Raw genomic sequence first — 25,430 nt, 5'->3', positions numbered from 1 at the left:
GGCCCGCGGACGTGGGCGCCGGGGCATTCAGGAGGCTGCCGACTTCAGCGCCTCGGCCGAGGCGGCGACCTTGGCGACGAGCTCGGCGCGAAGCCGCTTGAGCCGCTCGCGCGGGTCTTCGCGGGCGCCGGCCTCCTCGAGCTTCATCTCGGCGATGAAGCGACTCGGAACGCCGGCCACCGTGTCGCGGCCCTTCGTGCGCCGCATCAGCGTGCTCACGGTGAGCGTGAGGCGCGCGCGCGTGATGCCCACGTACATCAGGCGGCGCTCTTCCTCCAGCCGCTCGGGCGTCATGTCGTCATCGCCGCTCCTGAACGGCAGCAGCCCCTCGTTGACGCCCGCCAGCACCACGTGCGGCCACTCCAGGCCCTTGGCGGCGTGCAGCGTGGACAGCGTGATCACGTCCTGCTCGGTGTCGCGCTCGGCCAGGCTGATGATGATGCTGATGGTCTGCGCCACCTGCAGCACGGTCTGGCGCTCGGTCTCTTCCGTCAGGCCGCCGTCGTTGCGGATTTCGCCGCCGCAGCGCCGCGCGATCCAGTCGACGAAGTCGAGCACGTTGGTCCAGCGCGAGGCGGCGAGCTTCTCGCTGTCTTCGCCGTCGTAGAGGTGCTGCTCGTAGCCGATGTCCTTGAGCCAGCCCAGCAGCAGCGCCTTGGCATCTTCGGCGCCGCGGGTGTGCCCGGCGCGGTGCTGCAGTTCGTTCACCTCGCGCCCGAAGTCGTGCAGCAGCTCGACCGCCTTGCCCTTGAGAACGGCCGGCAGCGTGGGGCTGAACAAGGCCTCGAACAGGCTCACCTTCCACTTCGCCGCGAACTCGCCCAGGCTGCCCAGCGTGGTGTGGCCGATGCCGCGCTTGGGCGTGGTCACGGCACGCAGGAAGGCGGGGTCGTCGTCGGGGTTCACCAGCAGCCGCAGCCAGGCGCAAAGGTCCTTGATCTCGGCGCGGTCGAAGAAGCTCTGCCCGCCACTCACCTTGTACGGCAGCTGCGCGGCGCGCAGTTTCTGCTCGAACACGCGCGCCTGGTGGTTGGCGCGGTAGAGGATGGCGAAGTCCGAGAGCTTCACCGCCCCGCCCTGCCCCACGGCCCCGGCCCTCAGGCTCTGGATGCGCGCCACCGCGCGCTCGGCCTCGTGTTCCTCGTTGTCGCACTGCACCACGCGCACGGGCTCGCCGTCGCCGAGCTCGCTCCAGAGCTTCTTCTCGAAGATCTTGGGGTTGGCCGCGATCACCGCGTTGGCGGCGCGCAGGATGTGCCCGGTGCTGCGGTAGTTCTGCTCCAGCGGGATGACCGTGAGCCGAGGAAACTCCTGCGGCAAGCGCTTCAGGTTGTCGATGGTGGCGCCGCGCCAGCCGTAGATGCTCTGGTCGTCGTCGCCCACCGCGGTGAACAGCGCCTGCTCGCCCACCAGCGCCTTCATCAGCTCGTACTGCACGGCGTTGGTGTCCTGGTACTCGTCCACCAGCACGTGGCCGAACTGCGCCTGCCAGCGTTCGCGTTCCTCGGCGTCGCGCTGCAGCAGCGCCCGGGGCAGGCCGATCAGGTCGTCGAAGTCCACCGCCTGGTAGGCCGAGAGCCGCTCCTGGTAGCGGCGCATCACGCGCGCGGCCACGCGCTCGTCGTCGTTCTGTGCCTGGCCTTCCGCGCCGTCGGCATCGAGCCCCTGGTTCTTCCACAGGCTGATGGCCCACTGCCAGCGGCGCGCCAGCGCGGCGTCGGTGGTGCCCCCGGCGTCGCGCAGCACGCCGAGCACGTCGTCGCTGTCGAGGATGCTGAAGTTCTGCTTCAGGCCGACCTTCTGGCCGCTCTCGCGCAGCATGCGCACCCCGAGCGAGTGGAAGGTGCTGATGGCGAGGTCGCGCGCCGCGCGCGGGCCCACCAGCGCCTTGGCGCGCTCGCGCATCTCGGCCGCGGCCTTGTTGGTGAAGGTGATGGCGGCGATGTTCTTCGGCGCCAGGCCCGCCTGCAGCAGCCGCGCGATCTTGTGCACGATGACGCGTGTCTTGCCCGAGCCGGCGCCGGCCAGCACCAGGCAGGGTCCGCCCAGGTGGTGCACGGCGCGCATCTGCGCGTCGTTGAGCGACATGGGGACGGGGGCGTTCAAGACGAAAGCAGCTGAGCGAGGCGGGGGATCATCGGCAGGTGCCTGTCATGGGGTGAACGGCACTTTCGCCGCAACGTCGTCGGGTTGGTTGCCATGCGCGTGCCGGCTCAGGATGTCTTGAAGCTCCGCCGGCTTGAACGCCACGTCGCTGCACCAGCGGCCGAACCCGCCCTTGGCGTTCACGGCCTTCACCCAAAGCGCCAGCGCGTCGCGCTTGGCGCTGTTCATGGGCGAGTCTTCTCCCTTGATCTCCAGCACAAGGTTGTGTCCATTGGCCAGACGCACGATGAAATCGGGGATGAATCGTTTGCGCGAGCCTCCCCAGAGGTAGTAGACCTGGAACCCGAGATGGTCGTTTTTGGCGTAGGCCTGCACCTTGTCGCTGGCATCGAACAAGGTGGCGGCATAGATCTCCCAGGAACTGTCGCCGACCACGTGGCTGATCTGGGACTTCCGCGTCTGCTGGTTGCCTTTGGTGGTGAACCAGGTGCGCATCGCCCGGGTGCTGCCAATGGGCTGCTCCGGGTCGAACACCGGCTCGATGCTCGCGACGTTCTGCTGCGCCAGGTGCTTCACCACGTGTTGCACGATGAGGTCCATGTTCAGCGCCACCAGGATACGGCGCCTAACGCTTCCGGCATGGAACAGGCTCGGAATCACCAGCTTCGTCGAAGCCAGCAACTGCTCCACCAGCCGGATGAGCTGGAACACCAGGTACTCCCGGTTCCCGGTGAACTTGCCGGCGATCTGATCGAACGCCTTGCGTGCTGCCTGAAACACAATGCGTTGCTCCCGAAACTCCTCGGGCAGCTTGCTGAGGTCGATGTGGGTCGTCTTGCTCAGGTCGGTGGCACCACCCACCGCCGGCGCGAGTTCGGCCGTGATCACGGTCTGCGCCGGATCCAGATGCAGATCGCCGACCTTCGACCACTGCACCGACAGCGCCGGCTTGACCACCGTGTCCACCCGCAGCAGATTGGGCCACCGCACCTCGAACTCGTTGCGCCAGGGCAGCGACTCGATCTGGGTGCTCGGCTTCGGCGGCGGTGGCGTCTCGCCGCCGTCGCCTGCGTCAACGAACACCGACAAAGGAACGCCAAACACGTTCACGTATTCAGGCACGAAGAGGCCGTTCTCGTCCTTGTCGTAACCCACGCGGCGCAGGCCGCGGCCGATCACCTGCTCGCAAAGCAACTGGCTCGTGAAGGCACGCAGGCCCATGATGTGGGTGACGTTCTTCGCGTCCCAGCCCTCGGACAACATCGCCACCGAGATCACGCTCTGCAGGCGCTGACCCGCCTGCCCATGCTTGCCCACGTTGTCCACGATGGCGCGCAGCAGGTCTTCCTTGTCCAGGGCCAGCAGCCGCGCCTCGCGGTCGGCCGGCAACCGGGCTGCTCGCACGATCTCCCGCAGGCGGCTCACGTACTCGGGCGCGACCGATGAGGCCTTCTCGCCCATCTCGGCCTTCTCCAGCACCTTGGAGTCCACGCGCAGGGTCTGCTCCGGCGACTTCAGCTCCGGCCAGTGCGCGTCGCCATGGTTGAGGTAGTGCTCGACGCGTGCCGCGGTCTCCACGCGGTTGCACACGGTCAGCATCACGGGTGGCGAGTGGTGCCCTGCCATTTGCCAGTCGTGCAGGGCCACGCGCCAGTCGGCGCCCAGCAGCGTGTAGGCATCCTGAACCAGCTTGGGCAGCGCCTCATGGGGCTCGGCGCCCCGCCGGTTCAGGTCTTCCTGCACATCGGGGTCGCGGTACAGGTGGTAGAGCTTGGAGCGATAGCTCTTGGCATCCGGCAGCGCATCATCCCGGATCACCACGCGCGGGGTCTTCACCAGACCCGCCTCGATGGCGTCGGTCAGGCCAAAGTCGCTGACGATCCAGCTGAAGAGGCCTTCCTCGCTGTTGGTCTTGCCGGTGGGCGCAAACGGCGTCGCCGACAAGTCGAAGCAGCGGCCGATGCGCCGCGTGTGGTGGATACGGTCCAGGCCTTCGATCCAGCGCGTGGCCTCGTCCAGGTCCAGGCCCAGTCGTTCCGCATCCGCCTTGCTGATCTTCACATCGGCCGGCTTGCGGTAGGCGTGGTGCGCCTCGTCGTTGATCACCACGATGTCGCGGTGCTGTGCCAGCTGGCCCAGCACGCGCCGCGTGTAGACCTCGTCGGTCTCGCGCCCCTTCTTGACCACCGAGCGGTCCGGCTCCTTCGCCGGCATCAGCGTGTGCCAGTTCTCCACCAGCACCTCGGCCTGGTTGAGCTTCTGCCGCAGCGACTCCGACGGGCAGGTCGAGAACTCGTCATAGGCGTTGGCTGGGTTGCCGGGCAGCAGCACCTGCAGGCGTTCCTTCACGGTCAGGCCCGGCGCCACGATGAAGATGGCGGGCGAGAAGTCGCGTGGCCGCTTCGGGTACGTCACGGCGTTCAGCACTTGCCAGGTGATGAGCATCGCCATCACCGTGGTCTTGCCCGAGCCGGTGGCCATCTTGCTGCACACGCGTTCCCAGAGCCCGCCGTCGCCTTGCAGGAACACGCCTTGACGGTAGGCGTCAGTTGCCTCCACCCACCAGATCAGCGTCTCGATGGCTTCCAGCTGGCAGAAGTAGAACGGGTACTGCCGCGCGCCCTGGTCATGCCAATGGGTCAGCAGCTGCCGGGTGATGGCCGTGACGCCCGGGTAGTCGTCCGCACGCCAGCGGTCCACGCGCTGGCGAATCTCGTTCACCTGGTCCAGCGTCTCCACGCGCCGCGTGTTGTTGCGGACGTCGTAGATCTCATAGCTGGCCGGGCGGCGATCATCCACCAGCGTCAAGGTGCCGTCGCGCTGCGGCTGCCAATGCCGGCGCGGTGCCTCGAAGGGCGAGTTGATGATGACGTTGCCGGGGCGCTTCACGGCTGCACCATGCGGATGATGGCGTCGCGCAGATGGCCGAAACTGCGCGAGCGGTTGCGGCGCAGGTCCATGTGCGGCGCAATGCGCCGCGCTCCTTCACGCTTCTGGTAGCTCGGAAGGTGGCGCCTCAACTCGGCCTCCGGCGCCGCGATGCGGTCCGGATCCCGAAAAATCGCCCTACGGTCCAGGTCGGCCAGGCTGGGGCGACCAAACGCCCTTGCCACGGCGGCCCAGTCGCCGAGAAAGAAGTTCTCAAGCTCGTGACAAGCCACCCGCACGACCGCATCGCTGCGCCCGGCCTCCACGCAGCGTTTTCGGAGTGCCTCTTTCACATCCAGGCAATCGCCGCTGTCCTGGTCTCGCAGGACGAGAAACCGAGATTGCGGCTGCATCCAATGCCGCAGCTTCAGGACCATGCGCCGCTCCATGTCCTGCTTGCCCTCGAAGATGATGAAGTGCGGCTTTACGTCGGCGGGAAGCAAGCTGGGCAGCCACGCCTGCAAGGCCTCCTTCTCGGACGGCCCTTCCAACAGGAAAACAAGGTGCCTCATCGTGGGTCGGCCCCGGTCAGCAGTCCTTCCTTCCACAAGTAACCCATGCGGTCACCAGCGGCCATGTACGCCGCCAGCTGCTCGTCGTCTGCCGCTCGATGGATGCGGGTGTAGCCGCCTTCCTTGGCCAGCCAGAACACCTCGTCGAGCTTCACCGCATTCAGGAAGTCCGGCGAATGGGTCGAAACGAACACCTGTCCGCCGCGCACCGCGTAGCCGCGGAACTCCTCGGCCAGGTCCCACAACAGCGAAGGGTAGAGCTGGTTCTCAGGCTCCTCCACGCACAGCAGCGGGTGGGGTGCGGGGTCATACAGCAGCACCAGGTAGGCCAGCATCTTGATCGTGCCGTCGGACACGAAGCGGGCCAGAAACGGATCCTCGAACGCACCGTCCGAGAACTTCAGCAGCACTCGCCCTTCCTCGGTGGTCTTGGCCTGCACGCTGGTGATGCCGGGCACCCGATGCTGGAGTCGATCCAGGATCTGCGCAAAGAGCATCGGGTGCTGGCGATGCAGGTACTCCACGACGAGCGACAGGTTTTCGCCTTCGCGGCTCAAGTGGTCTGCGTAGCCGGCCTCGACCTCGGGCCGGGCGCGGCTGATGTGGAAGTCCGACAGGTGCCAGTTCTCGATCAGGTTGCCCAGCGCCACGACGGCGGGAAACCGCTCGAATTGGGCCAGCCCCTTGATGGCCAGGATGTCTGGGCTCTTCAGCGTCTGTGACTCTCGCGTGAGCTTGCTTTCGTCTGCCACAGAATCGAGCTCGTTGGTCACGGCTTCGCCGGCACCGCGCGAGAAATCCAGGAACCGCCAGGGCTTTCCGCTGCTGCCCCGCCGGTATCGCAGCACCTCTCGCACCACCACCGCGCGGCCCCCCTCTTCGTCAATGTGCAGTTCGTAGGTGATGAGCTTGCTGGTGCGGTGGGTGTCGATGTCGGTCCGAATCTTCAGTTCGATCTCGATGGGGCCCTCGGCACCGCGACTGCGCACTTCCTGCAGCCCGCGGCTGCCGCCCAGCTTGGCCAAAGCCGAAGTCACGTTGCCCTGCATCGCATCGCGCAGGAAGGCAAACACCGAGAACAGCGTGCTCTTGCCCGAGCCGTTGGCGCCCACCAGCACGCAAAAGCGCGGCACGTCCTTCAGCGTCACGTCGCGGAAGGCGCGGAAGTTCTTCAGGCGGATGGATTCGATCTGCATGGTGGATCTCTTGTTCAGCCGCCGTTGGCGGGCAGCAGCGGCAGGATCTTCAGCGACTCGATGTGGCCTTGCCCCTGTCCGACGTAGTCCATAGCCACTCGGTTACGCGGCTTTCTTGACCTGGCCCGCGCGCCAGTTGGCTTCGAACTTCATGGGGCTGATGTAGCCCAGTGTGGAGTGCAGCCGCCGGTGGTTGTAGAACGTCAACCAGTCGATCACCTCGTCCATCGCCTCGCGGTGGGTGGCAAACCGCTTACCGTACAGCCGCCCGACCTTCAGGCTGCCCCACAGGCTTTCCGTGGGCGCATTGTCCCAGCAGTTGCCCTTGCGGCTCATTGAGCTTCGCATCCCATAGCCCTTCAGAGCGGCCTGGAAGTCATGGCTGCAGTACTGGCTGCCACGGTCGCTGTGGAAGATCAGTCCGGGTTCTGGGTGTCGCCTGAACCACGCCATGCGCAGCGCATCCGTCACCAGGCTGGTCTGCATGTGCGGCTGCATGCTCCAGCCCACCACCTGGCGGCTGAACAGGTCGATCACCGCCGCCAGGTACAGCCAGCCCTCATCGGTGGCGATGTAGGTGATGTCGCTGCTCCAGACGCGGTCTGGTGCTTCGGGCGTGAAGTCCCTGGCCAGCAGGTTCTCGGCCACCGGCAGGCTGTGCTTGCTGTCTGTGGTGACGACGAACTTCCTCTTGCCGCGCGCCCGGATGTTGTGCATCTTCATCAGCCGCTGCACCCGGTCTTTGCCTACCCGCACGCCCCTGGCCAGGAGTTCCTTCCACACCCGGGGCCAGCCGTACTCGCCCTTGAATTCGGCGTGGATCGCGCGGATGTGCGCTACCAGGGCCTCGTTGCTTACACGCCTGGGGCCGGGCTCCGGCGGTGCTGCCTTGCTGCTGCGCTGGCGGTGCTCGAAGAAACCGCTGACGCTCACCCCCAGCACCTGGCACATCAGCGTGACGGGCCACACCGTCTTGAGCTTGTCGATCCAGGCGTACTTCACAGTGACTCCTTCGCGAAGTACGCCGTCGCTTTTTTTAAGATGTCGCGCTCCATCTTGACCCGCGCCAGCTCCGCCCGCAGCCGCGCCAACTCCATCTGCTCGGCACTGACCGGCCTGTCCCCAGCGCCTTGCAGTTCACCCTTCTCGGCCGCCCTGATCCAGTTGCCCAGCGTGGCCTTCGGGATGTCCAGAACCCGTGCCGTCACGGCCGCGTCCTGCCCGCCCTTGACCAGCCTGACCGCCTCCAGCTTGAACTCCAACGTGTACCTCGCCCTGCGGCGCTTGCCTTCTTGCTTGCTCATCTCTCGTGCTCCATCTCTGTGATTTCATCATCAGCTATGGACTACGTTTTTCAGGGGCAAGGCCAATGCCCCGATCGTCGACGATCTTCACCGCCGCCTTGCCGTTCTTGCCCGCCTCGAAGGGCAGCGAAACCGTGCCGTGGAACTGCTCCAGCAGGGCTTCATCCAGTTCGGCGCGGATGCTCTTCTTCAGCTTGCGCCAGCCTTCGTCTCTGCCCGCCATGGGAAAGAACACCTGGTGCGGGAAGAGGCTGCGGCCGTCGTAGTCGGTGTCCAGGCTCCACATGGCGATCTTGGACTTGCCGCCGGAGATGAGCTCGCCCTTCACGGTGTCGAAGTAGTCGAAGCCCATCACCTCCACCTGCCAGCGGCCGTCGGGCCGCCTTGTGGCCTGCACCTCGGGCTGGCCCATCAACCAGAAGCTCTGGTTGCTCGAGCGGGCCTTCTTCAGGTCTTCGGTCAGCAGGTCGGTGTTCATCTGCGCCTTCAGCGCGGTGATGCCCTTGAAGGCGTCGATGTCCTTCGCGGCCTCGGGGTCGAAGGTGAAGGCGCAGAACACGATCATCTTCGGCCGCGGGAACAGCTCGCCCGCTTCGCCGATGGCGTGCTCCACCTGCCGCTGTTCCAGCGCGCCGTGCTCGGGGCCGAAGCTCACCACCGCGCGTTCGCCGCTTTCCGCCAAGGTGCCCGTGGCGTGCAGGCAGGTGGTGCCGGCCATCACCTCCAGCTCGGCGAACTTCAGCATCTGCCCACCCTTGCCTCGGATGCCGGTCTTCAGCAGCTCGTCGCGCCACTGCTGCTGGCGGCTGGTTTCGCCGCTGCGTGCGATGCTGGTCTGGTACGACTGGTCTTCCGACGGCGTGGCGGCAGCGCCGCCTTCTGCCGCCTCCAGGCTCAGCACGGTGGGGAAGGGCACCGCTTCCACCGTGAACGGGCCGGTGATGCGCAGCTTGGTCTTGCTGGGCTCGGGCTTGTCGACCAGCGTCTCGCTGTCGGCGTTGGCGGCGATGGAGCGGTCCATCTCGGCCTGCATGCGTTGGCGGGCGGCGTGGAAGGCGCCAAAGGGCTCACGCAGCGCGTCGGGCCAGCCGGTGGGCAGTGAGCCGTCGTCCGTGGGGAACGGCACTTCCCACTCATGAAGCGCAACACCCTGCTTGCCCAGCGCCAGCTTCTGGCCCTTGCGCACGCCCTCGCTCACGGCCAAGGGCTCGGCCGGTGGGTGCTGCGCCAGCGCGGCGTTCAGCGCGGCGAGCGCGGCCTCGATGGCCGGGTGCAGCCGGTCGTGGATGGCGTCGATGTCCGCGTTGTTGGCGATGGACTTCAGCGTGACGTGCGGCACCGTCTTGTAGATGAAGCCGCCCTTCAGGCCCTCGTGCGGGTAGGCCAGCTCGTAGTAGTCGTAGCTGGCCGTCATCAGGCGCTGCTTGGCCAGCGTGACGGCCACGCGCGAGGTGTCGCAGGTGATCCAGCGGCGGCCCCAGCGTTCGGCGGCAAAAGCTGTGGTACCTGATCCGCACGTCGGATCCAGAACCAGATCACCAGGGTCCGTAAACATGAGTAGACACCGCTCGACCACCTTAGTCGCTGTCTGCACGACATATACCTTGGGGTCGGCCTTGCTAGCACCACTACTTGTGTCTTCCCAGTAGTTGGAATAGGCCACAGCTGGAAAATCTTCGAAGAGGCGGCGGTACATCAAGACAGAACCGCCCATCAGCACGCGATTGCTCTTGATGAGGCGGGGAAAGCCCAACTCCCCAGTCTTCCAGTAGCCAGTCTTGGGCCGAAGAAGCAGGCCATTGAACGAGACCGGGAAGTCACCCGGAGGCCTTTGGGACACCAGCGTGTCGATGGAGAAGAGACGGGTGTCTATGGGTAGTGGGGCACCCTCCGTAGCACGCCTGGTTCTCCCTAGCTGATCAATCGTGTATTGATACTTGTCCGCGCCGAAGCCGCCAGCTTCCTTCTCCCGATAGAGTTGCCGGAACTTGACCTTGCTGCGGTCCTGCGCATAGACAACGACATAGTCCAGGCTTCCAGGCAATCCTTCCGATGTCTGCGCAGAGGTCTTCTTGACGCTGATTTGGCTGTAGAAGGCTCGCGCACCAAACACCTCGTCTAGTACTGCGCGCACCAGGTGAACGTTCTCGTCGCCGATCTGGACGCATACAACTCCGCTGTCATTGAGAAGTGATTTGCCGAGCAGGAGTCGGTCGCGAAGATAGGTCAGATAGGAGTGGATCCCGAGCTCCCAGGTGTCGCGAAACGCTTTCACCATCTCAGGTTCTTGAGTGAGGTCTACGTCGCTGCGGTCCTTGACGTCTCGTTTGCCCACAAACGGCTGAAAGTTCGAGCCAAACCTGATGCCATAGGGCGGGTCGATGTAGATCATCTGCACCTGCCCGGCCAGGCCCTCCTTGACCAGCAGGCTGTTCATCACCAGCAGGCTGTCGCCAGCGATCAGCCGGTTGGCCCAGCCCTTGTCGTGGCGGTAGAAGTCCACCGCGCTGCGCAGCGGCAGGTTCTCGAACGGCGCTTCGAACAGGCTGGCCTGGCGGGCCAGGGGTGAGGGTTCTTCGGCCTTCACCTTGGCCGTCGCCTTGCCCTGGGTGTCGTTCGCTTCTTCCAGCCGCTTGCGCACGGCCGAAAGGATGCTCATCGGGTCGATGCGCTCGTGCACGTGCAGGCTGACCGTGTCCACTTCGAAGCTGGTGCGCTCGGCCTTGCCGGCCCACTGCAGGTAGGGCGCGCCGCGGCGCTTGATCTCTTCCAGCGCGGCCCGTGCGGCGGCGGCATCGCCGCTGGCCAGCGCATCGTCGATCAGCGTCTCCAACTCGGCCCGCGCGCTGTCGAAGTTCAGCACCGGATCCAGGTGCGGGTTGTATGCCCAGGTCTGCTTCGGTTGCTGCGGGTCGCTGGCTTCGCTGACCAGGCCCACCTCGGGGTTGTTCTTGCGCCGGTCGGCGTGGCGGTAGCTCAGCACCTGGGCCGGTTCGCCGGCATCGGCGGCGCGCAGCTTCTGGGCCTTGGGCGCCGTAGCCGCCTGGGCCTGGGGTTGGGCAGCGGGGCCGCTCGGGGCGGCATGGGCCCCATCCACTGGCACGGGCGCTTCGGCTTGCAGGGCGAAGGTGTCGCTGCCCGCTGCCGCGGCGGCGGCGCGGCCCGTGGAGCCGCCGCGGCCCTTGCCCTTGACCACCAGCCCGCGGGCCACCAGGTCTTCACGCAGGGCGGAGAAGTCTTCGGCGGTGACGACGAGGCCCGCTGCCCTCGCGGCCTGGGTCCACTGCGCGAGCAGGCTGCCGTTGCCCACCAGGCTGCCGCTGGCGGGCAGCAGCGCCAGCAGGGTGGCTTCGAGCCGCTGTTGTCGGTCGGTCTGGGTCATTCTTCTCCCCGGTTCACGGCGACCGCTGGCGACGCGCTCGCACGCCCGATTCTCGCGAATCGGCGCCCGGCGGCCCGCAGCTGCCGCGCCCTGTTGCGGCGTTTGCTTGGCAGCCCGGCTCCAGGCGCCGAATCGCCCAAGCCCATCGCCTGCTTCGAGAACCAGAGAGCCCAGGAGCGGTCGGGGAAGCCTGCCCTCGCTCAGCCGGCCGCCTCGAAACGCGCCAGGATGCCCGCGTGGCGCCGCGGCCACTGGGTCAGCGCACCCGAGTCGTCGTCGAACACGCCCCGCACGAAGGCCAGCGCCAGCTCGCGCGTGGCCTGCTTGACCTGCGGGTTGAGCAGCGCGCCGCCCGTGCCGGCACGGTCGGTGAAGATGCTGTGCGAGCCGCCTTCGAACACCGCAAGCCACTTGCGGGGGCTGCCGGTGGCCTCGAACACCTGCAACCGGTCTTCGAAGCCGCTCCAGTAGCCGGGGATGCGGATGACGTCGTCGGTGCAGGTCACGTGCAAGGTGGGCACGGTCACGCCCTGCAGGATGCGGCGGGGCTCGGGCTCGCCGTAGAAGGGCGGCGCGCTCATGACGATGGCCGCGCGCACGCGCGGGTCGGCCAGCGCTTCGCCGGCCTGCGGCACCTGGGCGCCGGCCACCAGCAGGCTGGTGTTGGCACCGTAGCTGTGCCCGGCGGCGACGATGCGCGCCGGGTCGATGGCCGAGCCCCACTCGCCGGCCAGCAGCGTGTCGAGCGCAAAGCGGAAGTCGCGCACGCGCGCCAGTGCCTCGTCGGCCTGGGCAGCGTCCTGCAGCCGGCCCACCAGCGAGAACAGCCCGCCGCTCCACAGCGTGCGGTCGCTGCCCACATGCTGCAGGTGCAGGCTGGCGATGCCGTGCGCCGCCACGAAGCGCCCCAGCCAGGTGTAGCCGCGCCGCGAGCCGCCGATGCCGTGCGAGAACACGATCAGCGGCACCCGCGCGCCGGCCGCCATGGCGCGCGGTCGGTACAGGCGCACGGGCACCGGGCGCTGGCGCGCCGTGTCGGCCCAGTCCAGGTCCAGCGTGTCGTAGGCACCGGCTTCGGTGCCTTGGGCGCGCAGGCCCAGCGGCGCGGCCAGCGCCAGAGCAGCCGCGCCCTGCAGCCATTGCCGCCGCTTCACGACCGGCCCTCCGGGCCGGCGGCCGAAGCCGCAGCCGGCGCCGGCCGCCCGCGCCGCCACAGGCGCTGCAGCTTCAGGATGGCGTCGTCCACATACGTGAACATCACCGGGATCACGAGCAGGCTCAGGAAGGTGCTGGTGATGAGGCCGCCGATCACGACGATGGCCATGGGGCTGCGGAAGCTCGGGTCGGTGCCCAGGCCGATGGCGATGGGCAGCATGCCCGCGGCCATGGCGATGGTGGTCATCACGATGGGGCGCGCCCGCTTGTGGCAGGCGTCGAGCACGGCCTCGAAGCGAGCCAGGCCGTGGTCGCGCCGCGCGAGGATCACGTAGTCGATCAGCAGGATCGAGTTCTTGGTGGCGATGCCCATCAGCATGATCAGGCCGATCATGCTGGGCATCGAGATCGCCGTGTGCGTGATGAACAGGGCCAGGAAGGCGCCGGGAATCGACATCACCAGCGCGCCCAGGATGGTGGCCGGCTGCACGAAGTCCTTGAACAACAGCACCAGCACCACGTAGATGCAGAGCACGCCGGTGAGCATGGCCAGGCCGAAGCTGGCGAACAGTTCGCCCATGGCCTCGGCGTCGCCGATCTCGGTCTGCGTCACGCCCGCGGGCAGACTCTGCAGGCTGGGCAGGGCCAGCGCCGCGGCCTTGACGGCGCCCAGCGGCTGCTGGTTGAGCTCGATCTCGAAGTTGATGTTGCGCTGGCGGTTGTAGCGGTCGATGGTGGCCGGGCCGCTGCCCAGCTCCAGCGTGGCCACGTTGCCCAGCATCACCGGGCCGTGCGTGCCGGGCACGGGCAGGCGCTCGAGCAGTGCGAGGTCGGTGCGCGCGCTCGCCGGCAGGCGCACGACGATGGGCACCTGGCGCTGGCTCAGGTTGAGCTTGGGCAGGCTCTGGTCGTAGTCGCCGGCCGTGGCGATGCGCAGGGTCTCGGCGATGGCCTGGCTCGTGACGCCCAGGTCGGCGGCCTTGGCGCTGTCGGGCCGCACGATGAGCTCGGGCCGCACGAGGCTGGACGAGCTCGTCACGGCGCCGATGCCGGGGATGGTGCGCAGCTCCTTCTCCACCACCGCAGCGTGTTGCTGCAGCACGGCGCCGTCCGCCCCGGCCAGCACCAGCACGTACTTCTCGGCGCTGGCGCCGAAGCCCACCTTCACGCGGGCGCCGGGCAGCTCGGCCAGCAAGGTGCGCAGCTCGGCCTCGATGTCCTGCTTGCTGGTGCTGGTGCCGAACAGGCTGGTGCGCTCGCTGCGGTGCGTGAGGTTCAGCGTCAGCGTGGCGCGCGTGACCTCGGGCAGGCCGGCGCCGGGCGTGAAGGTGTCGGCGCCGGTGCTGCCACCACCGACGGCCGTGTACACCAGCTTCACATGAGGGCTCTTCTGCACCAGCGCGCGCGCCTGCTCGGCCGCCGCGAAGGTCTGGGCATAGGTGCTGCCGGGCGGCAGCGTGACGGTGACCTGGGTCTGGTTGATGTCGTCGGGCGGGATGAAGCCCGTGGGCAGCAGCGGCACCAGGCCGAAGCTGCCGACGAAGAAGGCCAGCGCCGCCAGCGAGGTGGTGATGCGGTGCTTCAGGCACCAGGCCGCCCAGCCCATGTAGCGTGTCATCCAGGCCGGGTCGGTGTGCTCCGTCTTCGGCGGCTTCAGGATATAGGCCGCCATCATCGGCGTGAGCATGCGCGCCACCACGAGGCTGAAGAACACCGCGATCGCCGCCGTCCAGCCGAACTGCACGAAGAACTTGCCCGGCACGCCAGCCATGAAGGCCGTGGGCAGGAACACCGCGATCAGCGTGAAGGTGGTGGCAATCACGGCCAGGCCGATCTCGTCGGCCGCTTCCATCGCCGCCTGGTAGGGGGTCTTGCCCATGCGCAGGTGGCGCATGATGTTCTCGATCTCGACGATGGCGTCGTCGACCAGGATGCCCACCACCAGGCTCATGCTGAGCAGGGTGACGACGTTCAGGCTGAAGCCGAACACGTAGTGCATCACCGCGAAGGCCGGAATGATGGACAGCGGCAGGGCCGTGGCCGCCACCAGCGTGGCGCGCCAGTCGCGCAGGAAAAGCCACACCACCACCACCGCCAGGATGGCGCCCTCCAGCAGCAGGACCATGCTGCCGTGGAAGTTCTCGACCGTGGGCTCGACGAAGTTGAAGGCCTCGGTGATGACGATGTCGGGATGCTCGGCGCGCAGCGTCACCAGCGACGCGCGCACACCATCGGCGACCTCGGTCTCGCCGGCACCGCGGCTGCGCAGGATCTCGAAAGCCACCGCCGGCTGGCCGTTGATGAGCGCCCCGCTGCGCAGCTCGGCCACGGTGTCGCTGACGCTGGCCACCTGCGCCAGGCGCACGCTGCGGCCGTCGGGCATGGCCAGCTGCAACTGCGACAGCTCCTCGGCGCTCTGCACGGTGGCGATGGTGCGCACGCTCTGCTCGATGCCGCCCACGTCGGCGCGGCCGCCGGGCGCATCGGTCTGCACGGCGCGCAGCTGGCGGCTCACATCGGCGGCGCTGATGCCCAAAGCCAGCAGCTTGGCCGGATCGAGCTCCACACGCACTTCGCGCGCCACACCGCCCACACGATTGACGGCACCCACGCCGCGCACCGCCAGCATGGCCTTGGTGACCTCGTTGTCGACGAACCAGGACAGCGCCTCGTCGTCCATGCGGCTGGAGGCCACCGTGTAGGTGAGGATGGGCGCACCCGCGAGATCGAGCTTGGTGATGACGGGGTCGCGCAGCTCGGCCGGCAGGTCGGCGCGCACGCGGCTGACCGCGCTGCGCACGTCGTCCAGGGCCTCCTGCGTGTTCTTCTCCAGGCGGAACTCCACGGTGACGATGGCCGTGCCGTCCTGGACCTTGGTGTAGATGTTCTTCACGCCGGTGAGCGAGGCCACGGCGTTCTCGATCTTGCGTGCGACCTCGGTCTCCATCTGCGCCGGTGCGGTGCCGGGCAGGCTGGCCGTGACGTTGATGGTGGGCAGGTCGATGTCGGGGAACTGCTGGATCTTCATCTGCTGGAAGCCCAGCAGACCGGCCAGCGTGAGCATCACGAACAGCAGCACCGACGGGATCGGGTTCTTGATGCACCAGGCGGAAACGTTCATGGCGGGGCCTCGTGCAGGGGTTTACTTCGACGCGGTGGTCTTGCCGGCGGGCGCCGCGGGCGCCGTGGCCACCACGCGCACGGTGTCGCCGTCGGCCAGGAAGCCGCCGCCGCTGGCCACGACGCGGGCCTTGTCGTCCAGGCCCTGCAGGATCTCGATGCGGTCCCCGCTGCGGCGTCCGGTGCTCACCTTGATCTGCGCCACGCGGTTGTCGGCGCTCACCGCAAACACATAGCTGAAGCCGTCGCGCAGCAGCACGGCGGCCTGCGGCAGCGTCAGCGCGGTGCTGCTGCCGGTGGCGAACTCGCCGCGCGCGAACATGCCGGCCTTCAGTCGCCCGCCGGTGTCGGGCAGGTCGACATAGACCAGCGCATTGCGCGTCGCCGCGTCCACCGTGGGCGCGACCTGGCGCACGGTGCCGGTGACGGGCACGCCGGCGCCGCTGGCGCCGAGGCTGACGGTCTGGCCGCGCCGGATCTGCGCCAGCTCGGTCGCGGCGACTTCGCCGCGCCATTCGAGCCGGCCCTGGCGGATGAGGCGAAACAGCTCGCTGCCGGCCGGCACGACAGCGCCCACGGTGGCGCTGCGCGCACTGATGACGCCGCTGTCGGGCGCCAGCACCTGGGCCTGTTCCAGGCGCAGCTGCTGCACCTGTTGCGCAGCCTTCACGGCCTCCAGCCGCGCCTGCGCGGTGCGCTCGGCGGTGAGCAGTTGCGCCACCTGCTGCGCGCTGAGCGCACCGCTGGGTTGCAGGTCACGGGCGCGCTGGGCATTGGCGGCGGCCTCGGCCAGGTTGGCCTCGGCCTCGGCCACGGCAGCGCGGCTCTGCGCGAGGTCGGCGTTGGCCATCGCGGTGTCGAAACGCGCCAGCACCTGGCCCTTGCGCACGGCGTCGCCGACGTTGACCAGCACCTCCGCCAGACGCATGCCGTTGGACTCGGCGCCCACGATGGCCTCCTGCCAGGCGGCGATGTTGCCGTTGGCGGCCACCGAGGTGGCCACCGTCGCGCGCTGCGGCGTCGTCACCGTGACGGTGAGCGCGGGGCGCGGCGCGGCGGCAGCCGGGGCCTTGCCGTCCTGGGCGTGCACCAACAAGGTAGTGGCGCCGCCAGCGGCCAGCAGCAGCGTGGCCACGGCCAGCGCGAGGGGTTTCCTGAGGAAGCTCGGGGTGTTCATGGTGGTGTGCGAGGAAATCAGGTGTTGGGGGTCAGCGGCGCGCGGACGGTGGGCACGGTGTCGGCCGGCGTCCAGCCGCCGCCCAGGCTGCGGTACAGGGCGATCCAGGCCGCGGCGCGCTCGCGCTGCAGCTCGATCAGGGTTCCGCGCGCCTGCACGGCGTTGCGGCGGGCGGCCTCCAGATCCAGCAGGCTGGCCAGGCCGCCGCGCTGGCGCGCCTCGGTGGCCGTGAGCGAGGCCTCGAAGTCGACGGCGGCGGCCCTCACGTCGCGCTCGCGCGCGGCCGTGGCGTCCAGGCTGACGAGGGCAGACTCCACCTCGCGCAGCGCGCGGCGCACGCTGCCCTGCAACTGGGCCACCGCTTCGTCGTAGCCGGCCTGCTGCGCGGCGGTGGCCGCGCGGCGGCTGCCGCGGTCGAACAGCGGCAGGCTCAGCTGCAGCGGCCCGAAGCTCCACACGCTGCCGTTGCTGCTGACGCTGGCGCTGCGCAAGGTGGCCAGCTGCAGCGAGCCGGCAAAGCTGACACGCGGCAACTCGTCGGCACGGGCGGCCGCCACATCGGCCGCGGCGGCCATCACGGCGGCGCTGGCCTCGGCGAGATCGGGGCGCTGCTGCAGCAACTGCGCCGGCAGCACCACCGTGGCCAGGCCCGCGGCCTGCGGCAGCCGCGCGGTGGCGGCGGCCAGCTGCCGGCGCAGTGCCGGCTCGGGGCGGTCGGTCAGCTCCACCAGGCCCTTGATCAGCACGTCGCACTGGGCCTGCTGGGCTCGCGCCTGGCTGCGCGCCTGCGCGGCACCGGCGCGCGCCAGCGCGGCGTCGGCCGGGGCCGTGAAACCGGCGGCGGCGGATTGGTCGGTCAGCCGCGCCGTGGCCTCGCGCGAGACGGCGTCGGCCTGCGCCTGCTGCAGCTGCGCCTCGCAACCCCGCAGGTTGACGTAGGCCGTGGCCACGTCGGCGGCCAGCGAGACGCGGGCGTCGTGCCAGCCGGCCTCGGCACCACGCAGGCGCTGGGCGCTGGCGCGCTGGCCGGCGGCCACGCCGCCGAAGAGGTCCAGCTCCCAGGCCGCCTGCACGCCGGCCGCGGCGCTGGTGGTCGCAGGCGCGTCGGGCACGGTCCGCGACCGCTGCCCGCTGGCCACCGCATCGAGCCGCGGCAGGGCCTGCGCGTCGCTGGCGGCCAGGGCCGCGCGGGCCCTTTCGATGCGCGCCCGCGCCGAGGCCAGCGACGGGCTGGCCGCCTGGGCGGCGTCGATCAGCCCGGGCAGCAGCGGGTCGTCGAAGGCGCGCCACCAGGCCGCCACTTCGGCGCTGCGCCCGCCGTGCGGCAGGGGAGCCTGCCAGGCCAGGGTGTCGGCGGCCAAGGCCACAGGGCCGACGGGCGGCCCGGCGTTGCTGGCGCAGCCCGCCAGGGCGGCAGCGGCCAGCAGTGTCGGCATGAACAGGCGGTTCAAGGGGAGCTCCGTGCGGGGGTTTCGCTGAAGTTGCGGCCGCGGCGCTCGGCCTCGGCCTCGACCATGGCCAGCGCCGCACGCACCAAGGTGCCGTGCCAGCGGTCGATGGCACCGGGCGCGGTGTTCACCCCGGGGGCGATGGCCTCGTTGATGTCCAGGCCCACGTGCAGCTGCACCCCCAGGCCCTCGATGCAGATGGCCAGGCGCAGCAGCTCGTCGTCCGCGCCAGGCAGGCCCAGGTGGCGCACCAGCAGCGCCACCAGCGCGTCGTGCAGCGGCTGGATGGTGCGCGCCAGCCCGTTGTCGATCAGGCCCGTGCTCTCCAGCATCTCGCGCAGGTGCAGCTTGGTGCACAGGCGGGCCTCGTCGCCGAGGCGCAGCGGCTCCAGGAAGCCGGCGTAGAAGCCGGCGAGCGCGTCGGCCATTGGCAGCGCGGGGTCGGTGAAGCGCGCGAGGTCCTCGGTGGGATCCATAGGCTCCAGGAAGGCCGCGCGGTAGAGCCCGGCCTTGTCGCCGAAGTAGTAGCTGATGGCGGCCACGTTGACCTGGGCCGCCTCGGCGAGCTCTCGCGTCGAGGTCTTGGCAAAACCCTGCAGGGCAAACAACCGGATGGCCACGTGCAACAAGCGGGCACGGGCATCGGCGGTGTCGGCATCGGGCTTCACGACAGCGACTCTAGCCGATAAATCAAACGTTTGTTTTAAACATTCGCTTGATGTGGGTGTTTTCCCGGTGGCCGTTCAGAAAAGCTCGGCGTCCCGGTTGTCCAGCGAAGCCTCGGCAAGCAGCCCGCGGTCCACCAGGTCGGCGTGGAAGGCCACCTGGTTGCGGCCGTTCTGCTTGGCCCAGTAGACCGCCTTGTCGGCCCGCTCGAAAGCCGCCGACGGGGTGTCGTCGGGGCGCAGCGCAGAAAAGCCCACGCTGACCGTGATGCGCCCGACCTGCGGGAACGCGAAGCGCTCGACGTTGGCTCGCAGCCGCTCGAACGCCCCGCTGGCGTCGGCATCGGTGCCGCAGCGCATGAGCACCACGAACTCCTCGCCGCCGAAGCGGAAGAGGTGGTCGTGGAAGCGGAAGGAGGCCCGCATCAGGCGCGACAGCAGCAGCAGCACCTCGTCGCCGATCAGGTGGCCGTGGCCGTCGTTGACGCGCTTGAAGTGATCGATGTCGATCACGCCCAGCCAAGCCGTCCCGCGCCCGCTGCCCTGCACGGCCAGCCGCCTCGCGTCGCCGCTGCCGGGCGAGGCCGTCTGCGTGCTGGACGCGGCGGTACCGGCCAGCATGCGAAGGAAGCTCTCGTCGAAGGTCTTGCGGTTGAGCAGGCCGGTCAGCGTGTCGCGCTCGCTGTAGTCGAGCAGGCCCTGGAAATTGCGGTAGATGCGCAGGATGCTGCCCACCAGCCGCACCTCTTCGGGCCGGAGTTGCGCGTCGGTGTGCAGCTCCAGCACGCCGACGGCCTCGAACTCGTTGGCCAGCGGAAAGTAGGCCCGCGCGGCCGCTCCGCCCGGACCGGCAGCCAGGGTGTAGGCCTCCTGCCGGCGCAGGCAGGCCGCACGGTCGGCGTGCTCGTCCAGCGCCGGCAGCTCCGACAGATCGGCCCACAGCGAGTCGGTCTGCGCCGAGACATCGCCTTCGGCCAGGCGCGCGCGCGTCATCCAGCGCTGCCCAGGGGCCTCGCCGACAACGCGATAGATGGCCGCCAGGCGCGGGCACAGCAGATCGCGCAGCGCACTCACGAGTGTCACGTCCAGAACGTCGCGGTCGCGCAGGCCCGTGAGCTCGGCAAGGTGGTCGACAACATTGCTCATGGCCGCGGATTGTCAGGCAGGCTGGGCTGCGGCACACGCCACATGGCTGGCGATCAGGCCCAGCAGCTCGTCCTCGGCCTAGGAGCGTGGGCGGCAGAAATCCAGCCCCGCGCCGATTTCTGCCGCCCACGCTCCTAGGGCCCCGCTTCGGGCCCTTGCATGCCCAAGCGCCGTACTCCTCGTCGAGACCTTGCGCGCCGTCCGGACGCGCGCACGACGGATCAGATCTGCACCAGCTCGAAGTCTTCCTTGCGGGCACCACACTCGGGGCAGGTCCAGTTCATGGACACGTCGGCCCACGCGGTGCCGGGCGGGATGCCGTGTTCCGGATCGCCATCGGCCTCGCTGTAGATCCAGCCGCAAATCAGGCACATCCAGGTACGCGGTTCGCTCACGATGGCTCGGTCATCTCACTACAATAGATGGTCATTGTAGCCACGCGGATCCGACGAAAAGCGTTGATTTGTGAGGGCCTGCACGACGTTCCTCAGAAACCGCTGGAGGTTTGGTCCGGCCCCGTTCCGAGCTCCGCGCCGCCGCGCCCACCGGCCAAGGCAGCGACACCCCACGCCCTCCAAGCCCAGCCCATGAATCCCGACTCTCACTCGGCCGCGGCCGTCGATGACCGCGAAGCTGTCGGCCTCGAGCCCCCGGCGCCGCCTGCGGTGATGTGCTTCAACGCCAGCGAGCCCAGTGGCGCCGGCGGCGTGGCGGGCGACGTGGCCACCGCCGCCGCCATGGGCGCTCACGCGCTGCCCATCGTGACCAGCATCGTGATGCGCGACACCGCCGACATCTTCGATCAGCACGACATCGACGCCGACGTCGTGGTCGAGCAGGCGCGCACGATCCTGGAAGACATCACGATCGCCGCGTGGAAGGTGGGCTTCCTGGGCAGCGCCGACAACGTCAGCGCCGTGGCCGAGGTCTTGTCCGACTACACCGACATCCCGCTCGTCACGCACCTGCCCAACCTGGGCTGGATGGACGAAGACCGGCTGCAGCCCTACCTCGACGCCTTCCGCGAACTCATCCTGCCGGCCACCGAGGTGCTGGTGGGCAACCACAAGACACTGCAGGACTTCCTGCTGCCCGATTGGGACAGCGAGCGGCCGCCGTCGGCGCGGGAGCTTGCGGTTGCTGCGGCCGAGCACGGCACGCGCTATGTGCTCGTCACCGGCGTGGCGCTGGCCGCCAAGGGCCCCGAGCAGTACGTCGACAACGTGCTGGCCTCGCCGCAAGGTGCCCTGGCCGGCGAGAAGTTCGAGCGCTTCGAGACCAGCTTCGTCGGTGCCGGTGACACGCTCAGCGCTGCGCTGGCGGCGCTGCTGGCCACCGGGGCGGAGCTGCAGCCGGCCGTGTCGGAGGCGCTGAACTTCCTCGACCAGGCGCTCGACGCCGGCTTCCGGCCCGGCATGGGCCACGTGGTGCCGGACCGCTTCTTCTGGGCGCTGCCGCCGCCCGAGGAGGGCGACGCCAGCCCCGACGCCGACGGGCCTGAACCCGAGCCCGAAGCGCCGCCACCGAAGGCCACACCGCGCCGCGTGCACTGAACCCCCCTCCCCCATCCGCCCCCTTGCCGGCCGCAGTACCCCATGCCCCAGACCAACCAGGCCCTGTTCGAGCGCGCGCAGCGCGTCATCCCCGGCGGCGTGAACTCGCCGGTGCGCGCCTTCCGGGCCGTGGGTGGCACGCCGCGCTTCATCACACGCGCCCACGGGCCCTTCATCCACGATGCCGAGGGCCGGCGCTACATCGACTACATCGGCTCCTGGGGCCCGATGATCCTCGGCCACGGCCACCCGGCGGTGCTCGACGCGGTGCAGAAGGCCGCGGCCGACGGCTTCAGCTTCGGCGCCCCCACCGAGCGCGAGATCGAGCTGGCCGAGGCCATCGTCGGGCACCTCGGCCCGGCCAGCGGCGTCGAGCAGGTGCGCCTGGTCTCCAGCGGCACCGAGGCCGGCATGAGCGCGCTGCGGCTGGCGCGCGGCGCCACCGGCCGCAGCCTCATCGTCAAGTTCGAGGGCTGCTACCACGGCCACGCCGACGCGCTGCTCGTCAAGGCCGGCTCGGGCCTGGCGACCTTCGGCTTCCCCACCAGCGCGGGCGTGCCCGAAGATGTGGTCAAGCACACGCTGGTGCTCGAGTACAACCACCTCGAGCAGCTCGAGGCGGCGTTTGCGAGGCAGGGAGACGACATCGCCTGCGTCATGCTCGAGGCCATCGCCGGCAACATGAACTTCGTGCGCGCCAGTGTGCCGTTCATGACCCGGCTGCGCGAGTTGTGCACGAAACACGGCGCGATGTTGGTTTTTGACGAGGTCATGACCGGCTTCCGCGTCGGCGCGCGGGGCGCCTGGGGCGTGTACGCGCAGCTCATGCCGGGGTTCCGGCCCGACCTGTTCGTGTTCGGCAAGGTCATCGGCGGTGGCATGCCGCTGGCGGCCTTCGGCGGCAGTCGGGCCGTGATGAGCCAGCTGGCGCCGCTGGGGCCGGTCTACCAGGCCGGAACGCTCAGCGGCAACCCGGTGGCCACGGCCTGCGGGCTGGCGACGCTGCGCGAAATCGGCCGCCCCGGCTTCTTCGAGGCGCTGGGCGCGAGCACGCGCGCGCTGGTGCACGGCCTGAAGGGCGCGGCCGACACCGCGGGCGTGCCCTTCGTGGTGGACAGCGAGGGCGGCATGTTCGGGTTCTTCTTTGCCGACACCCTTCCGCAGCACTACGGCACCGTGATGGCCACCGACAAGGAACGCTTCAACCGCTTCTTCCACGCCATGCTCGACCGCGGCGTGTACCTGGCCCCGGCGCTGTACGAGGCCGGCTTCGTGAGCGCGGCGCACACGCCGGCCGAGATCGAGGCCACGGTGGCGGCGGCGCGCGAGGCCTTCGCGACGCTGTGACGCCTGGCTGGGCGCTCAGCCCGGCGACGAGCGCAAGCCGTAGGCCCGGCCGCTGAGGAACACGTACTCGGCGCGCAGGATCGCGTCGCCCTTCTCGCCAGCGAAGGTGAAGCCCAGCACCGCCAGGCGGTCGCCGGCCTTGATCTCGGGCACCTGCCAGGCGCCCATGCGGGACAGCGGCGCGAGTTCGACGTCCCAGACACGGTCCTTGCGCGTGGGCAATTGCGCCGCCCTCAGCAGCGCGGGCCCGTCCACCGGCGCACTTTGCGGCGGCAAGGAGCGTGTGGCCAGGTCGGCGGGCAGCTTCAGGTCAGCCGGCAGCTTCAGCGTGAGCTCGGCATGCGGGTTGCGCCAGCGCACGTCGCGCGCAGTGCCCTCCAGGTAGACCGGCCGCGCCTGGTCGAAGCTGCTCCAGCCGTGGTGGGCCCAGGCAGGCAACGCCAGCAGCGCGGGCGCGGCGACCAGCAGGGTTCGGCGGTGCATGGCAGGCTCCTTCAGACGTAGGCGATCCAACGGCCGGCGATGATGGCGGCGAGCCAAAGACCCAGCGACAGCACGGTCTGCGCGCGCGCCACGGCATCGCTGCGTCGCAAGCCGCCGCGCGCATGGAAACTCGCGGCGTTGCTGCCGGCCAGCGCCAGCAGGATGAGCTTGATGACAAAGGCGCGGTTGGCCAGCATCTCGGCGGGGTGGGCCGCGAACATCAGCAGCCCGCTGGCTGCCACCGCGCCGAAGCCGGCCACGCTGAGCGACAGCGCCAGGCGCGCCAGTGGCGCCAGCGGCAGCTCGCGCCCCAGGCCCCACACCCGCAGCTCCAGCAGCACCAGGTTGCCCAGCAGCAGCGCAATGCCGGCGATGTGCACGACCTGCAGCGCCGGGTAGGCGATGGGGTGCTCGGCGATCCAGGGCAGGCCCACGAGTCCTTCGAACATGCGCGGACGCTAACAAAAGGCGCCGCACCCGACTTCTAGAATGCCTCACATGCACATCCACGTACTGGGCATCTGCGGCACCTTCATGGGCGGCCTGGCGGCGCTGGCGCGCGAGGCCGGCCACCGCGTGACGGGCTGCGACGCCGCCGTGTACCCGCCGATGAGCGAGCAGCTGCGCGCCCTCGGCATCGATCTCATCGAAGGCTACGGCGCCGAGCAGCGGGCGCTCACGCCCGATGTCTTCGTGGTGGGCAACGTCGTCAAGCGTGGCATGCCGCTGCTGGAGGCCCTGCTCGACGACGGTGCGCGCATGACCAGCGGCCCGCAGTGGCTGGCCGAACACGTGCTGCATGGCCGCCATGTGCTGGCCGTGGCCGGCACGCACGGCAAGACCACGACCACGGCGATGCTGTCGTGGATCCTCGAACAGGCGCTTCCCGCGGGCCGCAAGCCCGGCTTCCTGGTGGGCGGCGTGCCGCTGAACTTTGGGGTCAGCGCGCGGCTGGGCGATGCCGATGCGCCCTTCGTGATCGAGGCCGACGAGTACGACACGGCCCTCTTCGACAAGCGCAGCAAGTTCGTGCACTACCGGCCGCGAACCGCGGTGCTGAACAACCTCGAGCACGACCACGCCGACATCTTCCCGGACCTCGCCGCCATCGAGACGCAGTTCCACCACCTCGTGCGCACGATGCCCTCGCGCGGCCGGGTCGTCGTCAACGCACGCGACGAGGCCCTGGCCCGCGTGCTGGCGCGCGGCTGCTGGAGCGAGGTGCAGCGCTTCGGCACGCGGCGCGAGGAGCCCGGTGGCCTGTGCGCGCGCGGCGAGCCCGGCAGCTTCGACGTGCTGCGCGGCAGCCTCAAGCTCGGCCACGTGGCCTGGGATCTGCTCGGCGAGCACAACCAGATGAACGCGCTGGCCGCCATCGGAAGCGCCGAGCACGTGGGCGTGGCGCCGGCCGAGGCCTGCCGCGCGCTGGCGGGATTTCTCAACGTGCGCAGGCGGCTGGAGCTGCGCGGCGAGGTGAGCGGCGTGAAGGTCTACGACGACTTCGCGCACCACCCCACGGCGATGCGCACCACCATCGAAGGGCTGCGCCGCAAGGTGGGCCTGGGTGCGCGCATCCTCGCGGTGTTCGAGCCGCGCAGCAACACCATGAAGCTCGGCACGATGAAGGCCCAGCTGCCGTGGTCGCTGGAGGAGGCCGACCTGTCGTTCTGCCTGCAGGGCGACTACGGCTGGAGTGTCCGCGAGGCGCTGCAGACGCTCGGCGACCGTGCCCTGGTGGCGGACGACGTCGACACGCTGGTGGCGCTGATCGCACGGCACGCGCGCGCCGATGACCACGTGCTGTGCATGAGCAACGGCGGCTTTGGCGGCGTGCACGGCAAGCTGCTGGCGGCGCTGGGCCGCCGCTGAGCCGCAAGCCGGGCACGGCCCTTCGACAGGCTCAGGGCG

The 25,430-nt window shown here is 69.3% G+C and carries 18 protein-coding genes; 3 read left to right on the top strand and 15 right to left on the bottom strand.

Features of this window, described 5'->3' with window-relative positions; all coding sequences use genetic code 11:
* Positions 1 to 27: 27 nt before the first annotated feature.
* The 13 genes from KA711_07260 to KA711_07200 form a co-directional block, all read right to left on the bottom strand.
* Positions 28 to 2,067: a UvrD-helicase domain-containing protein gene (locus tag KA711_07260; protein ID MCM0608780.1), complete on the bottom strand. Its 2,040-nt coding sequence runs from the start codon at positions 2,065 to 2,067 to the stop codon at positions 28 to 30.
* A gap of 84 nt (positions 2,068 to 2,151) precedes the next feature.
* The gene (locus tag KA711_07255) at positions 2,152 to 4,995 is read right to left on the bottom strand and encodes a DEAD/DEAH box helicase family protein (protein MCM0608779.1); all 2,844 of its coding nucleotides are present in this window, start codon (positions 4,993 to 4,995) and stop codon (positions 2,152 to 2,154) included.
* Positions 4,992 to 5,546, bottom strand: coding sequence for a DUF4276 family protein (locus KA711_07250; GenBank protein MCM0608778.1), 555 nt, complete (start codon positions 5,544 to 5,546; stop codon positions 4,992 to 4,994). The genes KA711_07255 and KA711_07250 overlap by 4 nt, the downstream gene beginning before the upstream one ends.
* A complete protein-coding gene (locus KA711_07245; GenBank protein ID MCM0608777.1) occupies positions 5,543 to 6,742 on the bottom strand; it encodes an AAA family ATPase in 1,200 nt (399 codons plus the stop codon). Before KA711_07245 ends, KA711_07250 begins: the two co-directional genes overlap by 4 nt.
* 102 nt (positions 6,743 to 6,844) lie before the next feature.
* Positions 6,845 to 8,046, bottom strand: a protein-coding gene (locus tag KA711_07240) for an IS3 family transposase (protein MCM0608776.1) whose coding sequence is annotated in 2 segments (ribosomal slippage) — positions 6,845 to 7,785 and positions 7,785 to 8,046 — 1,203 coding nt in all. Because the reading frame shifts where the segments join, the coding sequence is not laid out codon by codon here.
* 34 nt (positions 8,047 to 8,080) lie between these two features.
* The gene (locus KA711_07235; protein ID MCM0608775.1) at positions 8,081 to 11,428 is read right to left on the bottom strand and encodes a site-specific DNA-methyltransferase; all 3,348 of its coding nucleotides are present in this window, start codon (positions 11,426 to 11,428) and stop codon (positions 8,081 to 8,083) included.
* 200 nt (positions 11,429 to 11,628) lie between these two features.
* Positions 11,629 to 12,582: a hypothetical protein gene (locus KA711_07230; GenBank protein ID MCM0608774.1), complete on the bottom strand. Its 954-nt coding sequence runs from the start codon at positions 12,580 to 12,582 to the stop codon at positions 11,629 to 11,631.
* Positions 12,579 to 15,704, bottom strand: coding sequence for an efflux RND transporter permease subunit (locus KA711_07225; protein ID MCM0608773.1), 3,126 nt, complete (start codon positions 15,702 to 15,704; stop codon positions 12,579 to 12,581). The genes KA711_07230 and KA711_07225 overlap by 4 nt, the downstream gene beginning before the upstream one ends.
* Before the next feature lie 21 nt (positions 15,705 to 15,725).
* Entirely contained in the window at positions 15,726 to 16,880 is a 1,155-nt protein-coding gene (locus tag KA711_07220; GenBank protein MCM0608772.1) for an efflux RND transporter periplasmic adaptor subunit, read from the bottom strand.
* 17 nt (positions 16,881 to 16,897) lie between these two features.
* Positions 16,898 to 18,316 (bottom strand): efflux transporter outer membrane subunit, encoded by a 1,419-nt coding sequence (locus KA711_07215; GenBank protein MCM0608771.1) that lies wholly within the window; start codon positions 18,314 to 18,316, stop codon positions 16,898 to 16,900.
* 11 nt (positions 18,317 to 18,327) lie between these two features.
* On the bottom strand, positions 18,328 to 18,996 hold the full coding sequence (locus tag KA711_07210) for a CerR family C-terminal domain-containing protein (GenBank protein MCM0608770.1): 669 nt from the start codon (positions 18,994 to 18,996) through the stop codon (positions 18,328 to 18,330).
* 75 nt (positions 18,997 to 19,071) lie between these two features.
* A complete protein-coding gene (locus KA711_07205; GenBank protein ID MCM0608769.1) occupies positions 19,072 to 20,139 on the bottom strand; it encodes a GGDEF domain-containing protein in 1,068 nt (355 codons plus the stop codon).
* 221 nt (positions 20,140 to 20,360) lie between these two features.
* Positions 20,361 to 20,513, bottom strand: a complete 153-nt coding sequence (locus KA711_07200; protein ID MCM0608768.1) for a rubredoxin — start codon at positions 20,511 to 20,513, stop codon at positions 20,361 to 20,363.
* Between the two features lie 213 nt (positions 20,514 to 20,726).
* On the opposite strand from KA711_07200, the gene KA711_07195 reads away from it, so the two are divergent.
* The gene (locus KA711_07195) at positions 20,727 to 21,692 is read left to right on the top strand and encodes a bifunctional hydroxymethylpyrimidine kinase/phosphomethylpyrimidine kinase (protein ID MCM0608767.1); all 966 of its coding nucleotides are present in this window, start codon (positions 20,727 to 20,729) and stop codon (positions 21,690 to 21,692) included.
* Between the two features lie 42 nt (positions 21,693 to 21,734).
* Positions 21,735 to 23,039 (top strand): glutamate-1-semialdehyde 2,1-aminomutase, encoded by a 1,305-nt coding sequence (gene hemL, locus KA711_07190; GenBank protein MCM0608766.1) that lies wholly within the window; start codon positions 21,735 to 21,737, stop codon positions 23,037 to 23,039.
* A gap of 15 nt (positions 23,040 to 23,054) precedes the next feature.
* On the opposite strand, the gene KA711_07185 is transcribed toward hemL, so the two are convergent.
* Together KA711_07185 and KA711_07180 are read right to left on the bottom strand one after the other, a co-directional pair.
* Positions 23,055 to 23,522 (bottom strand): hypothetical protein, encoded by a 468-nt coding sequence (locus KA711_07185; GenBank protein ID MCM0608765.1) that lies wholly within the window; start codon positions 23,520 to 23,522, stop codon positions 23,055 to 23,057.
* Positions 23,523 to 23,533: 11 nt separating this feature from the next.
* Positions 23,534 to 23,971 (bottom strand): hypothetical protein, encoded by a 438-nt coding sequence (locus KA711_07180; protein MCM0608764.1) that lies wholly within the window; start codon positions 23,969 to 23,971, stop codon positions 23,534 to 23,536.
* Positions 23,972 to 24,020: 49 nt separating this feature from the next.
* Between KA711_07180 and mpl the strand changes: the two genes are divergently transcribed.
* Positions 24,021 to 25,391: a UDP-N-acetylmuramate:L-alanyl-gamma-D-glutamyl-meso-diaminopimelate ligase gene (gene mpl, locus KA711_07175; protein ID MCM0608763.1), complete on the top strand. Its 1,371-nt coding sequence runs from the start codon at positions 24,021 to 24,023 to the stop codon at positions 25,389 to 25,391.
* Positions 25,392 to 25,430 lie beyond the last annotated feature (39 nt).

Source organism: Ideonella sp. WA131b, assembly GCA_023657425.1.
In the GTDB taxonomy this organism is placed as follows: domain Bacteria; phylum Pseudomonadota; class Gammaproteobacteria; order Burkholderiales; family Burkholderiaceae_C; genus Rubrivivax.
This window is presented reverse-complemented; position numbering and strand designations above follow the sequence as displayed.

What these genes read in the sequence shown, in the direction of transcription:
- KA711_07205 (MCM0608769.1), bottom strand. Translation starts at nt 20,139, where the DNA reads ATGAGCAATGTTGTCGACCACCTTGCCGAGCTCACGGGCCTGCGCGAC.
- mpl (MCM0608763.1), top strand. Translation starts at nt 24,021, where the DNA reads ATGCACATCCACGTACTGGGCATCTGCGGCACCTTCATGGGCGGCCTG.
- KA711_07250 (MCM0608778.1), bottom strand. Translation starts at nt 5,546, where the DNA reads ATGAGGCACCTTGTTTTCCTGTTGGAAGGGCCGTCCGAGAAGGAGGCC.
- KA711_07260 (MCM0608780.1), bottom strand. Translation starts at nt 2,067, where the DNA reads ATGCGCGCCGTGCACCACCTGGGCGGACCCTGCCTGGTGCTGGCCGGC.
- KA711_07225 (MCM0608773.1), bottom strand. Translation starts at nt 15,704, where the DNA reads ATGAACGTTTCCGCCTGGTGCATCAAGAACCCGATCCCGTCGGTGCTG.
- KA711_07215 (MCM0608771.1), bottom strand. Translation starts at nt 18,316, where the DNA reads ATGCCGACACTGCTGGCCGCTGCCGCCCTGGCGGGCTGCGCCAGCAAC.
- KA711_07185 (MCM0608765.1), bottom strand. Translation starts at nt 23,522, where the DNA reads ATGCACCGCCGAACCCTGCTGGTCGCCGCGCCCGCGCTGCTGGCGTTG.
- KA711_07220 (MCM0608772.1), bottom strand. Translation starts at nt 16,880, where the DNA reads ATGAACACCCCGAGCTTCCTCAGGAAACCCCTCGCGCTGGCCGTGGCC.
- KA711_07195 (MCM0608767.1), top strand. Translation starts at nt 20,727, where the DNA reads ATGAATCCCGACTCTCACTCGGCCGCGGCCGTCGATGACCGCGAAGCT.
- KA711_07200 (MCM0608768.1), bottom strand. Translation starts at nt 20,513, where the DNA reads ATGTGCCTGATTTGCGGCTGGATCTACAGCGAGGCCGATGGCGATCCG.
- KA711_07235 (MCM0608775.1), bottom strand. Translation starts at nt 11,428, where the DNA reads ATGACCCAGACCGACCGACAACAGCGGCTCGAAGCCACCCTGCTGGCG.
- hemL (MCM0608766.1), top strand. Translation starts at nt 21,735, where the DNA reads ATGCCCCAGACCAACCAGGCCCTGTTCGAGCGCGCGCAGCGCGTCATC.
- KA711_07180 (MCM0608764.1), bottom strand. Translation starts at nt 23,971, where the DNA reads ATGTTCGAAGGACTCGTGGGCCTGCCCTGGATCGCCGAGCACCCCATC.
- KA711_07245 (MCM0608777.1), bottom strand. Translation starts at nt 6,742, where the DNA reads ATGCAGATCGAATCCATCCGCCTGAAGAACTTCCGCGCCTTCCGCGAC.